At 57.6% G+C, this 12,741-nt stretch carries 11 protein-coding genes; 5 read left to right on the plus strand and 6 right to left on the minus strand.

Going from position 1 to position 12,741, the window contains the following annotated elements; all coding sequences use genetic code 11:
- Positions 1-49: 49 nt before the first annotated feature.
- Positions 50-1,231, minus strand: coding sequence for an aldo/keto reductase (locus tag HPC62_RS04755; RefSeq protein ID WP_172353987.1), 1,182 nt, complete (start codon positions 1,229-1,231; stop codon positions 50-52).
- A gap of 522 nt (positions 1,232-1,753) precedes the next feature.
- Here HPC62_RS04755 and HPC62_RS04760 point away from each other — a divergent pair.
- On the plus strand, positions 1,754-2,794 hold the full coding sequence (locus HPC62_RS04760) for a DUF2325 domain-containing protein (protein ID WP_172353988.1): 1,041 nt from the start codon (positions 1,754-1,756) through the stop codon (positions 2,792-2,794).
- Positions 2,795-2,852: 58 nt separating this feature from the next.
- Here the strand turns inward: HPC62_RS04760 and rpiA are convergent, their stop codons facing one another.
- From rpiA to petB, 4 genes are all read right to left on the minus strand, one after another.
- Positions 2,853-3,557, minus strand: coding sequence for a ribose-5-phosphate isomerase RpiA (gene rpiA, locus HPC62_RS04765; RefSeq protein ID WP_172353989.1), 705 nt, complete (start codon positions 3,555-3,557; stop codon positions 2,853-2,855).
- 140 nt (positions 3,558-3,697) lie between these two features.
- Positions 3,698-4,144, minus strand: a complete 447-nt coding sequence (locus HPC62_RS04770) for an ATP-binding protein (RefSeq protein ID WP_172353991.1) — start codon at positions 4,142-4,144, stop codon at positions 3,698-3,700.
- 186 nt (positions 4,145-4,330) lie between these two features.
- Positions 4,331-4,813, minus strand: a complete 483-nt coding sequence (gene petD, locus HPC62_RS04775; RefSeq protein WP_068511887.1) for a cytochrome b6-f complex subunit IV — start codon at positions 4,811-4,813, stop codon at positions 4,331-4,333.
- A 155-nt stretch (positions 4,814-4,968) separates the two neighbouring features.
- The gene (gene petB, locus HPC62_RS04780; RefSeq protein WP_172353992.1) at positions 4,969-5,637 is read right to left on the minus strand and encodes a cytochrome b6; all 669 of its coding nucleotides are present in this window, start codon (positions 5,635-5,637) and stop codon (positions 4,969-4,971) included.
- A gap of 369 nt (positions 5,638-6,006) precedes the next feature.
- Here petB and ctpA point away from each other — a divergent pair, with 369 nt between their 5' ends.
- The 4 genes from ctpA to HPC62_RS04800 all read left to right on the plus strand — a co-directional run bounded on the left by ctpA (position 6,007) and on the right by HPC62_RS04800 (position 10,538).
- Positions 6,007-7,197, plus strand: a complete 1,191-nt coding sequence (gene ctpA / locus HPC62_RS04785) for a carboxyl-terminal processing protease CtpA (protein WP_172358781.1) — start codon at positions 6,007-6,009, stop codon at positions 7,195-7,197.
- Between the two features lie 159 nt (positions 7,198-7,356).
- Positions 7,357-8,595 (plus strand): HD domain-containing protein, encoded by a 1,239-nt coding sequence (locus HPC62_RS04790; RefSeq protein WP_172353993.1) that lies wholly within the window; start codon positions 7,357-7,359, stop codon positions 8,593-8,595.
- 190 nt (positions 8,596-8,785) lie between these two features.
- The gene (locus HPC62_RS04795; protein ID WP_172353994.1) at positions 8,786-9,562 is read left to right on the plus strand and encodes an ABC transporter permease; all 777 of its coding nucleotides are present in this window, start codon (positions 8,786-8,788) and stop codon (positions 9,560-9,562) included.
- Positions 9,563-9,566: 4 nt separating this feature from the next.
- Entirely contained in the window at positions 9,567-10,538 is a 972-nt protein-coding gene (locus tag HPC62_RS04800) for an ABC transporter ATP-binding protein (protein WP_172353996.1), read from the plus strand.
- 223 nt (positions 10,539-10,761) lie between these two features.
- On the opposite strand, the gene HPC62_RS04805 is transcribed toward HPC62_RS04800, so the two are convergent.
- Positions 10,762-12,624 carry an AAA family ATPase gene (locus tag HPC62_RS04805; protein WP_172353997.1) on the minus strand — a complete coding sequence of 621 codons (1,863 nt, stop codon included), beginning with the start codon at positions 12,622-12,624 and terminating at the stop codon, positions 10,762-10,764.
- Between the last annotated feature and the right edge of the window lie 117 nt (positions 12,625-12,741).

Genomic DNA, 12,741 nt, shown 5'->3' on the forward strand with positions numbered 1-12,741 from the left:
GAATTAAGCACTAGTTTTGGAACGCCACTGGCTGCAAAATGCATGGCTCCTAGCTCTGCGACAGACGCTTGACCGCTGCACCACCCAGCAGTTCGTGAGTCTCGGCGAGCAGGCGGGGAATCTGGTCGGCGTGGGGGCTGTGGCGCAGGCAGTCGCGCAGGTCGAGGGATTGAACTTCGTCGGCCTTGTTGCCCGGAAACCAGTGGCTAGCCCCGCCCAGCATGTTGTAGCGGGTTTTGGCAAATTCGGTCAGTCCAAAGGCGATCGCCAAGTTTCGCAGCCACAGGATCGAGCGAATATTGACCTGATTGGGCACGTCTTGATGGTTCGGCAGGCCCACATCCCAGGTCTTGTACCAGTCCTCGCCCAGCGCGGCGATCGCCCCCTGCTCAAGCTGATGCAAAATGGGCGGCAGCACTTCGTCAGCGCGATCGAGCAATTCCAGCGTTTTCAGATGCTCGTCAAAGTCGCTGGGGCGGGCCGCGCCAATGCTGAGCGTATGCACCTGCGGATGGCTGAGGCAAAACAGGTTGTTGAACACCATCGGACTGAGGGGGTGGCAAAGTTCCACCAATCGGGGCGGCGGGCTGTAGAGCATTCCGCCTTTGTCGGACGGGCTGATGATGAACACGCCCATGTCGTGGCGGTGGGCGGCTTCGATGGCAGGCCAGTTGACCTGGTTGATGTAGTACCAGTGCAGGTTGACGTAATCGAATTGGTCGGAGGCGATCGCCCGCACAATCACCTCTGTCGGCCCGTGGGTCGAAAAGCCCACAAACCGCACGCGCCCCCACGCCTGAAACCGTCGCGCCACATCCAGACAGCCGCCCGACCGCAGGCTATAGCCCAGCAGTTCTGGCGTGTTGATGCCGTGCAGCCCCAGCAGATCGATATAGTCCAGATTCAGGTAAGCGAGCGATTGCTCCAGTTTTTGCTCAAAGTCTCGCGGGTCTGCCGTGGGCGATACTTTGGTTTGCACGATGATCTGGTCGCGCGGCAGTTTCGGCAAAATCTGACCCAGTTGCAGTTCTGAGCTGCCGTAGCCCCGCGCCGTTTCGATGTGGTTGATACCCACTTCGAGCGATCGCCGAATCGTGGCTTCTAAATTTTCCTGATTGTCAGACGGAATCTGATCCAGCGGCGTATCCTGCCACTTGTGCTGATAGCGCATTCCGCCACAAGAAAAAACGGGCATTGCCAGCCCAGTCCGTCCAAACCGTCGATAGAGCATAGGATTTTGAGAAGGGGTCTTATGCGAAAAGGGCAACCCCTTCAAAAGTAGCAATAATAGGAGTATCGTCAACTTAGTGCATTGATAAACCTACAGACTCGATAGTTTAGCCATATTACGGTCTGGCAGAGAGGCGACAGAAGGGGGGATAAGGGGGGGTGGTAGAGCATTTGACAGAGAGTTCGACAGAAATTTCGGCAAAAAGCTTGACAACGAGTTTGCCAAAGGGCTTAGCAGTAAGAACTTGGGATTCATGACAAGACAGTCCTCAAAATCCGATACGAGTCCGATTCGAGATAGTATTTAGATTCTCATGCGGAAACACCATCCCTTGCCTGGATGCTGGGATTAACCGACTGGGATTAACTGACATAGATGCCACGATCGATACCATTTGATAATCGATACCCTCCAATATTGGTACTGCGGATGGGTATCGAAGGCTTTTTCTTTTTATCCGTCTGAATTCATAGCCCCTAAGTTAATCACTAGTTAATCACTTATTGTTTTGGAGAAAAGCGTATGGATATTAGCGATTTAGATGATCTAGAGTCATCCGTCAAAGATTTATTATCCCTGGCAAAGATAGAGCTAGAAGAAAAACGATTACAGCAGCAGCGGGATGAACAAATTCAGCAAAAAGTTGTCGAAATTCGCCAGAGACTAGAACCGCTACTCCAGGAAACAGAGCGAATGCTCTCTAAGTTTGAGCCGGATGATTTTTCAGACAGCGTGACCCGTACCAAATTAGAAGAAAAAGTCGCCGACCTGCGCCAGAAAATTGCCGATGCGCCAGAACTGGCGGCACAAATGGTCGATCGCCAGATGATTTTGAACGAAGAGCGGCTGATTGATGAGCGCGTTGCGGAGCAGGCAGCCCGCTGGCGACAGGCCCTCAAAGATGACCTGCTGGAAATGATCGCAGAGCAGGAAGATTTCTATAATGCAACCGATGCGGCGATCGCCATTCGAGGCTACGTGCATGACCTGAAGGCGATCGGAGCGCTGGAAGAGGTCGTCGATGAGCTCATCGAGCAAATTAACGCCTACAGCGAGGAAGGGCCCGTCGCTCGCCTGCGTGGTAGCCATGAGCAGACCCTCACGTTTATCTACAACAAAGCGCTAGAAAACCGCTCCCGCGTCGAGCGTGCGCCCAACGTCCAGCCCCGTGTCCGCCATCGCACCTCCGAAAAGCGCCCCAACCCCTATGCCCAGCTTGAGGGCAAAGTGGTCATTTTCGGCGGGCATGACCGATTAGAAACCGCCGTGCGAAACCGTTTGAGGGAGTCAAAAGTCGAACTAATCTGGTGTACGGCGCAGGCGGGCCCACAGATTGCCGAACAGGCCGAAAGCCACGTGGCCAGCGCCGATTTAGTTCTCGTTATGACGGGCTACACCAGCCACAAACTCACCGATAAGGCCATGCAGGCCGCCCAGCGGGCAGGCAAGTCTCCTGAAATGATCAATACTACAGGTGTGATTCGCATTTTGGAGGCGATCGAGTACGGGCTGAAATCCCAGCTTTTTGCCCGCCGTGTCAACCACTTCTCAAAACCCGCTTAGGGTTTGACTTTCTTTCGCCCCTCAGAGCGGCTACAGTTCCCGCACCATAGCTCCCGCACTATAGCTCCCGGACAATGGGCTGTCCCTCTTTGATTTCGCCCACTAGCACCACATCCGCCAGACCCACAAACAGGCCGTTGTCCAAAACACCCGGAATATTGTTCAGCGTCTTCTCAAACTCAGCCGGGTTTGGAATGCTGCCGAAGGTCACGTCCAGAATCATATTGCCCTGATCCGTAATCACCGGGCCATCCTTCTTTACGCCCATCCGCAGTTCGGGCTTGCCGCCCAGTGCCTCTAGCGCCCGCGTCACCGGGGACACTGCCACAGGCAGCACCTCGACGGGCAGCGGAAACGTAGACCCCAGCGTCTCTACCAGCTTGGTACTGTCCACCACGACGATGAACACATCGGCCAGAGAGTCCACGATCTTCTCGCGAGTGTGGGCTGCGCCGCCGCCTTTGATCAGCACCTTATTGGGATCAACTTCATCAGCCCCGTCAATGGCGATGTCGATTTTTTCCACATCGTCCAGCGTGACCAAGGGAATGCCATACTTTTTAGCCAGCACCGATGCCTGAAACGAGGTCGGAATGCCTTTGATGTCTTTCAGGTCGCCCGATTTGAGGCGATCGCCCAAATGCTCAATTGCAAAGGCCGTCGTAGACCCAGTTCCCAGCCCCACGATGGAGCCAGACTGCACGCGCTGCGCCGCCGCAATACCCACCTGCTGCTTCATGGCTTTAACGGCATCTTCGCTCATAACGCCTCCCTCTACAACACACATCAACTCTACAGGCTACCACTTCGAGGCGCGATCCTTGAGCAATTCAGCCGACACGATTCAGATCGGATGGATCGGGAACAGCGCAGCAGATCAATCAGCCCGTCTAGCTGCTAAATCTAGACTGGGTGCTTAAAGCCGTAGGTTACCAGTTGCAGGCAGTTGCGCCCGTCGATGTAGCGGTCATAGGATACGCGATCGGTCAACCGCCGCAGCAAAAACCAGCCATAGCCCCCCGATTGCAGCGTGCCGGGTTGGGGTTCCTTTAGCCGATCGGGATTAAACGGTCGTCCATAGTCCCAAATGCGGATTTCGATCCAGTCTTCGTGCAGCGCCAGCGCAATCTCGATTGGTGTTTCTGGCGGCAACCCCCGGTGGGCATGGCGCACAGCGTTGGTGAAGCCTTCAGCCAGCGCTAAATTGAGGTGATCGCACTGATGGGCCAGCCAGGGATAGCGCCCTTCGTTTTGCAGGCAAAACTGTCGGAACCAGGCTTGGATTGGATTCAGAGCGGTTAGCTGGCTGGGCACCACCAATCGCTCTCGCTGCTGAATGACATCCACCACGATTTAAGATTCGGCGAAACGGCAAAGGATTGAGGCAGTCTGCGTCGAGCGCTCCGGTTCAAAGCCAAGACTATTTCACAACAAAGCGCCCGTACAGCAACCAGAAGAGAAAGAAACACTCCCAGTAGATGCACGAGCGCCGAGTCAGCCGGAGCAAGTCGCTCCAATAAAGCTAGAAAAACATCCCTAGAACAAGCCCAGGGTCAGAGACTTGTCGATTGGGAACGTTGCGCCGATGCCCAGCCACAGCGTCACCAACGTTCCGAACAGGAAGACCGTCGTCGCGACCGGACGGCGGAAGGGGTTCTGGAACTTGTTCACGCTTTCGATGAAAGGAACCAGCATCAAGCCTAGGGGAATAGCACTTTGCAGCGCCACACCTAGCAGCTTGTTTGGCACGATTCGGAGAATCTGGAATGCGGGGTACAGGTACCACTCCGGCAGGATTTCCAGGGGAGTCGCAAATGGATCGGCGGGCTCGCCCACGAGAGCTGGATCTAGCACGGCTAGCGCTACCACGCAGCCGATGGTTCCCAGAATCACGACCGGGAAGATGTATAGCAGGTCATTGGGCCAGGCGGGTTCACCATAGTAGTTGTGACCCATGCCTTTCTTAAGTTTCTCGCGCAATGCGGGATCGCTAAGATCCGGCTTCTTAATGGTTGCCATAATGATTCAGGTTTCTCCTAAGCAGCAAGGATCGAACAGAGGGGAAGAGCGGTCGGAGTTCCCAGCAGCTAACTGATTCCAGCAGTGTAAAGGATCGGCCGAAGCATTGAAAGGGCGATCGCCCTCTTTCAACTCGGCGACCCAATCCGTGCGATCTACAAGGGGCCAGAGATACCCTGCTTGCGGATCATCAGGAAGTGCAGCAGCATGAACACCGCAATCGACCAGGGCAGCACAAAGGTATGGAGGCTATAGAAGCGAGTCAGCGTTGCTTGACCCACGCTATCGCCACCGCGCATGAGTTCCACAATCTGGTCACCGACGACAGGAATAGCACTGGGCACGCCGGACACGATCTTGACCGCCCAATAGCCGACCTGATCCCAAGGCAGCGAATAGCCCGTCACGCCGAAGGAGACAGTAATGACTGCCAGAATTACGCCCGTTACCCAGGTCAGCTCACGGGGCTTCTTGAAGCCGCCCGTCAGATAAACCCGGAAGACGTGCAGGATCATCATCAGCACCATCATGCTGGCAGACCAGCGATGGATCGAGCGGATGAGCCAGCCAAAGTTCACCTCAGTCATCAGGTACTGAATCGAGGAGAACGCCTCAGTCACAGTGGGTTTGTAATAAAAGGTCATTGCAAACCCGGTGGCGAACTGAATGATGAAACAGGTCAGGGTGATGCCACCGAGACAGTAGAAGATATTGACGTGGGGAGGAACGTACTTAGTGCTGATATCGTCGGCGATCGCCTGGATTTCCAGCCGCTCCTGAAACCACTGGTACGCTTTCGAGTCAGTTACCTGCTTTGTAAACATGAAGCAAGAATTCCAAAAGAGAGATGTATTGCCATTTCTAAAGAATGTAACATAGCTGCTCATCAGATTTCACGCTGTAACCAAGATCCGGCACAGGTTTCGTTCAACTTTTTGGGCGGCGCTGCAATTTTACAGAGAAGTGATAAAGACTGCGGCTTCTGCTACGATGGCTGGTTAACTCGAAGGGAGCAGGCTTGGGGCGATCGCCGCCGATCCTTTCAGAATAGGTACGCCTGAGATAGCCGCCAGTCTGAGTAGAACGTTAAGATATGTTTTATGAAGCAACATCGATTAAAGCGCCTGGGGTTAGAACGCCAGGGATTAAAGCGACTACTTGGGTTTGTGCTGGTTTGGCTCTTCACGGGGTTGATGGCGTTGCAGGTGAATACTCCGCCCGCTTATGCCTTTACCGAGGAGCAAAAGCTGCTGAATGAAGTGTGGCGGATTGTCGATCGGGCCTACGTAGACAGCACCTTTAATAACCAGAACTGGTGGCTGGTGCGCCAGAAGGTGCTGAAGCAGGCTCCCACCAACCGAGAGGATACCTATGCCGCGATTCAGCAAATGCTGGCAGGGCTGGACGACCCCTATACGCGCCTGCTGAAGCCGGATCAGTATCGCAGTCTGCAAACCAATACGTCTGGCGAACTGAGCGGTGTGGGGCTGCAAATTGCCCAAGACCCCGACACGGGTGATCTGCGCGTGATTACGCCGATTGAGGGTTCCCCCGCAGACCGGGCTGGCCTGCAACCGCGCGATCGCATCTTGAAGATCGATGGCGAGGTAACTGCGAACCTAACCTTGGACGAAGCCGCCGAGCGGATGCGTGGCCCAGCGGGAAGCCGTGTGGTGCTAACGATTGGGCGCGATGAAAGCCCGAAAAGCTGGGAGGTGGAACTGGTGCGCGATCGCATCACCATCAACCCGGTCTACGCCGAACTGCGGCCCCAGCCCGACGGAACCCAGGTGGGCTACATTCGCCTCACCCAGTTCAGTGCCAATGCCGCAGAAGAGGTGGCCCATGCGATCGCCCGTCTAGAAAAACAGGATGCCAACGCCTACATTTTGGACTTGCGGAATAATCCTGGCGGCTTGCTGCAAGCGGGGATCGACATTGCGCGGCTGTGGCTGCGGGACGGCACCATTGTCTACACGGTCAACCGCGACGGCATTCAGGATAGCTTTGAGGCCCTGTCGGAGCCGCTGACGGATGACCCGCTGATCGTGCTGGTGAACCAGGGCACGGCCAGCGCCAGCGAGATTCTGGCGGGCGCACTGCAAGACAACGGACGCGCCCAATTGATTGGCGAAAAGACCTTTGGCAAAGGGCTGATTCAATCCCTGTTTGGGCTGTCGGACGGGTCGGGGCTGGCGGTGACCATCGCCCGCTACGAAACGCCCAGCCACCGAGACATTAATCGCCTTGGCATCGAACCCGATCGCTCGGTTTCGCTCAACATTACTAGCCGCGAACAGGTCGCTACGGAAGCCGATGAGCAATATCAGGCGGCAATTGAGGCGCTGACGCAACAGATGGTCGTCGCTGGAGCAGCGGGGTAAGTGGGGATGGCGTATCAGTCCGCCTGTTGGGAAGAATGAGGGTGAGTGATTCGACAGGGCATCTTGTGCTTGGGGCCTGAATGCTCAAGTCCTGACTGCTCAAGTCCTGACTGCTCAAGTCCTGACTGCTGCCCCGCCCCTTAACCCCCAACCCTATAAATGCCCGGACGTACCTATCACGACCCGCTGCATGGGGCGATCGCCCTCGATCGCGCTGATCCGACGGAGGCATTGCTGATTGATCTGATTGACACGCCCGCATTTCAGCGGCTGCGGCGGATTCGCCAGCTGGGCCCCGCCAGCCTGACGTTTCACGGAGCCGAGTCGTCGCGGTTTACCCATTCGCTGGGCGTGATGGCGATCGCCCGTCGCGCCTTTGACCGTCTGGCCACCCGTCATAGAGAACTCCAGCCCCACCGCGCAGCCGTTCTCTGTGCGGCGCTGCTGCATGACATCGGGCATGGCCCCTTTAGCCACACCTGCGAAGAGATTTTTGGCAGCCACCACGAACACTGGACGCGGCGGATCTTGGACGAGTCGGAACCCGTGCGATCGCGGCTGGATGAACACGACCCCGCATTATTGCCCCAACTCTCGCAGATCTATCACAAAACGCATCCACTCCCTGTGGTGTGGCAACTGGTGACGAGCCAGCTAGACTGCGATCGCCTGGATTACCTGATGCGCGACAGCTACTTCACCGGCGCATCCTACGGGCGGCTCGATCTGGATCGAATTCTGATGGCGATGGGCTATGACCCAACCACGCAGCAGTTAGTCGTAGCGAAAAAAGGCATGGCGGCGATCGAGCATTATCTGATTGTCCGCTACTTTATGTACGCCCAGATTTATAACCATCCCAAAAATATCGCGGCGACCTGGGGCTTGCAGCAGGCGTTTCGGCGGGCGCGGGAACTGCTGGCGCTGGGCAAGCTATCGGCCGACGACACCGTGACGGCGTGGCTGCAAGGCGACTGCAACACGTTGCCCCTGGCGCAATATCTCCAGGCAGACGACGGCGTGTTTATCTACCATCTGCAACGCTGGCAGCAGCACGACGACCCGGTGCTGGCGGATCTCTGCCGCCGATTTGTGGATCGAGATTTATTCAAAGCAACTGATATTAGCCCGCTTTCCCCAGAGGCCCACCCAGAGGTTCTAGAGCAGGTGAGGCGATCGCTCTCCCATCGGGGCCTCATTGCTGACTATTACTGCGGCATTCGGGTGGCGCTGAGCCGGGGCTATACGCTCTATCAGCGGGGCATCAAGCTGCAAACCGAAAACGGACTGCAAGAGCTAAGCGAACTCTCCCCGCTGGTGAAAACGCTGACCCAGCCACTCCAGCGGAGCTGGCTGATTCATCCACGAGAGATTGATCTATCCGCTTGGTGGCAATGATTGTACCGGCTTAAATCACTTGTTGACTGTAAAAAGGCGATCGCGCATGGGCATTCCCTCGTGCCAGTTTTTTCCCTGCCACCTGAGTTTATGAACTCTTGTAACTTTAAGGGTATGATCGGCAGGATCACTGGCACGAAGGTTGCATCGGGAGGCAAGGACCCTGTTAGGAGTCAAGTTTGGCGCGAAGGTGCGCGGCTATGGGCGAGAAACGCTGGCAGTAGCGCAGCGAATTTTGCGGGAACTGGTGCGTCGGGGGCGATCGCTCCTGTTTTGGACGCTGTTTCCAGTCACCATTTTGCTGCTCAACGGCTACCTGCTCACCGAATCTGGCAATCTCTCCGAAGCAGAAGCCTTCGAGCGCTGTGTGCCTGCGTCGCTGGTGGGCGCGGCCTTGTTCTTTAGCTGTTTGGGCGGCAGCGTGTCCACGGTGGTCGCAGAGCGCGAGCAGCAGACCCTCAAGCGGCTGTTTATCTCGCCCCTCAGCGGCACATCCTATTTTCTCGGCATTTTTCTGGCGCACACCTACATTGGGCTGGGGCAAGCGCTGCTAATCTATGCCACCGCCAGCATTATGGGCGCGACGTTTGAGGGTTCGCCGCCGCTGAAGCTGCTGGTGATTTTGCTCAGCATTGCCAGCTACGTCGGCGTGGGCTTTATTCTGGGGACGCAGTTTGCCCGCCGCACGGAAGACGTGAATGCGCTGGTGGCGACCTTTGGCGTGCCGCTGCTAATTTTAGGTGGTGCGTTTGTGCCGACCCAGTTTTTTCCCGATGCGCTGCTAAATCTGGCAGAGTTCAACCCGGTGTTTCACATGATCGAGGCGCTGGATGGTGTGTCCGTGGCAGACGGAACCCTGGCTGAAGTGGGGTTGCATCTGCGCTTTCTGGCTGGCTTTGCGATCGCGGTGGTTGCCGGGGGCTGGTTGGCCTATCGCCGCATGGTGCGGGTAGAGAGGAGGCTGTAGCACAGTGCTGCATCTAGAAACGCTGACCAAAACCTACGGCGATCGCCCCGTTTTGCAAGATCTGACGCTGGACGTTCGTCCCGGCGAGGTATACGGCCTGCTGGGGCCCAACGGTGCGGGCAAAACCACTACCATCAACCTGATTTGCAACCTGCTGCAACCCGACAGCGGCCGCATTACGATCGACGGCATTCCTGTCTCGGATGCCACCAAGCGGCTGATTGGCATCGTACCTCAGGAAAACCTGCTGTATCGATCGCTCACCTGTGCCGAAAATCTAGACTTTTTTGCGCGAATTTATGCCGTCCCTCGGGAAAAGCGGGATCTCCGCATTGCCAACTGTCTAGCGGCCGTAAACCTGCTCGACCGCGCCAACTCGCCCGTGGAAACCCTCAGCGGCGGGATGCAGCGGCGGCTGAGTCTGGCGATCGCCCTAGTGCATCAGCCCAGACTCGTGATTTTGGATGAACCCACCACCGGCCTCGACATCGAAGCCCGCTATGAACTGTGGGAACTCATCCGTCGTCTGCGCGACCAGGGCATTACCACCCTGCTGACCACCCACCTGCTGGAGGAAGCCGAACGCCTCTGCCACCGCATTGGCATTCTCAAAGGCGGCCGCCTGTTGGCAGAGGGAACCCTGGCAGAACTGCGGCACTACGTACCAGCCCAGGAGGTGGTGCTGGTGCAAACGACAGAGGAAGAGAGGGCGATCGCCCGCGCCCAGCAACTCGGCTTTCCCTGCCGCCGCTACGGCAACGACCTCACCTTCTGGCTGCCCGCCTACCTAGACATGCAGGACATCATCGCCTGCTTTGAAGGCATTTCCCTCGATTCAGTCTGTCGGCAACCCGTGGGGCTATCGCACATCTATATGGAAGTCACCCAGCTCGGCACCGCGCCCGTGAGTTTAGCAGCAGGCGATTCCCCAAAGGATCGCTTCGCGAATCGCCTGCCAGTAGACTTGTCGCGCTGAGCCAGGGAAGAGGGAAGAGGGAAGAACGAAGAGAGAAGAACGAAGAAGTTTGTTTTTCGTTTTTGTTAGTGTCCTTAGTTTTTCGCCACCTCGATCTGGCAACTGCTGAAACCCTTACAGCATGGTTGTTCTTGATTGGTCATTTTGAGGGTGGCGAATAAATCGGGACACTAACCGTTCTTCGTTTTTCGTTCTTCGTTTTTCGTTTTTCGTTTTTCCCTTTTCACCTTGCCGCCTGCTTCTGACTAGTGATCAGCGCGTGGGCGATCGCAAAGTCTTCCTGCGTAATGTGTAGCGCACTCGGATCAGGGTTTCCGGCTGCTCGGTGGCGGCGAATGGCTTGTAGGGCGGCTTGGTTGCTCAGCAGCGCCAGGTCTGCGCCGTTCCAGCCGTCGGTTTGAGCAGCCCAGTGGGATAGCTCGACCTGGGCCAAGGGGCGATCGCCGTTATGTACGGTCAGGATTTCTAGGCGGCTGGCGGCATCTGGCAGGTCAATCTTGAGCTGAAGATCCAGCCGTCCAGACCGCATCAGCGCTGGGTCGAGGGCTTCGGGTCGATTCGTCGCTGCCACTAGCAGGACGTTGGTGCAGCCCTGCAAGCCGTCGAGTTCGGTCAACAGTTGACCCACGACGCGATCGCCCACGCCCGAATCGCCCTGAAAACTGCCCCGCACCGGAGCCAGCGTGTCGATCTCGTCGATAAACACCACGCAGGGAGCCGCCTGCCGCGCCTTGGCAAACAGTTCCCGGACGGCTTGCTCGGCTGCGCCGACCCATTTGCTCAGGAGTTCGGGCCCGTTCACCGCAATGAAATTGGCCCGGGCCTGGGTGGCGATCGCCTTTGCCAGCAGGGTTTTCCCCGTCCCCGGCGGACCCCACAGCAGGATGCCCCTCGGAGCCGTCGCCCCCGTGCGCCGATACAGATCGGGATAGAGTAGTGCGCCCTCGACCGATTCTTGCAGGGTTTGCTTGACGCTCTCTAGCCCGCCGATGTCGTCCCAGCGCACGTCTGGCGACTCCACCTCCACTGACCGCAGCACCGAGGGACGAATCTCCTGGGCCGCCTGCAAAAAGTCTGCCTGGGTAATGTGCAAATCGGCGGGAACCGGGGCGCTGAGGCTGGGCACTTGCCGCCGCAGAGCCAGATAGGCGGCCTTCTGGCACAGCGCCTTCAGATCTGCCCCCACCAAGCCCACCGAAAGATCGGCGATCGCCCCCAAGTCCACGTTTTGCAAGGGCATGGCGCGAGTCTGGATCTGCAAAATCTCCAGCCGTCCATCGCGGTCGGGCACGCGAAACTGCACTTCTCGGTCAAACCGGCCGGGTCGCCGCAGGGCCGGGTCGAGGTGGTCGGGTCGATTCGTCGCCGCCAGCACGATGACTCCCTGCGACTTGGCAAAGCCGTCCATCAGGCTCAACAACTGCGCCACCAGCCGCTTTTCCACCTCGCCTTCCACTTTGGCCCGGTCGGGCGCGAGGCTGTCGATTTCGTCGATAAACACAATGCAGGGCGCAGACTTTGCCGCTTTCTCAAATACGCCCCGCAGCCGCGCCTCCGCCTCACCGTAGTATTTCCCGATCACCTCCGGTCCAACTAGGGCGATATAGCTCACCCCCAGTTCCTCCGCCAGCGCCCGCGCCGTCAGGGTTTTGCCCGTGCCCGGTGGCCCCACCAGCAGCACGCCCCGCGTCGGTTCCAGTCCTAGCTTTTGCAGCAGATCAGGGCGCTTTAGCGGCAGTTCCACCTGCTCGCGCAGTTCTCGCAGCACCTCGCTCAGCCCGCCCAGGTCTTGCAGCGATGCGGTTGGCGCTTCTCCCGGTGCTTCCACGGGCGGCGTGTCGGGGGCAGCATCGGATGCGGCACTGGTTGCGGCATTGGGTGCGGCATTGGGGCGGACACGGCTGGTTCCAACTCCCGCTCCCCCGGTCGGACTGCCCGTGCGGGGAATGTTGCCCTGGCGCGGAATATTCCCCAGCGGACGGCTATGGATCTGCACGTCGGTCTTGAGTTCGCCGCTGGCGGCTTTTTCTTCGAGGGCTTTGGCCAGTTCCAGCAGTTGCTCAAATCCCTTAAACAGGTCGCTCATGGTTGCGATCGCCCCAATTTGGCGAATGGGTCACGTTTCTTCATTTAGTCATCCCAGCGGATGGGGAACCCTAACGAGAGGGGCGCAAGTGTAATACAGCGTTACCTTGATCCCCCC

The organism is Thermoleptolyngbya sichuanensis A183, from assembly GCF_013177315.1.
Classification (GTDB): Bacteria; Cyanobacteriota; Cyanobacteriia; order Elainellales; family Elainellaceae; genus Thermoleptolyngbya; species Thermoleptolyngbya sichuanensis.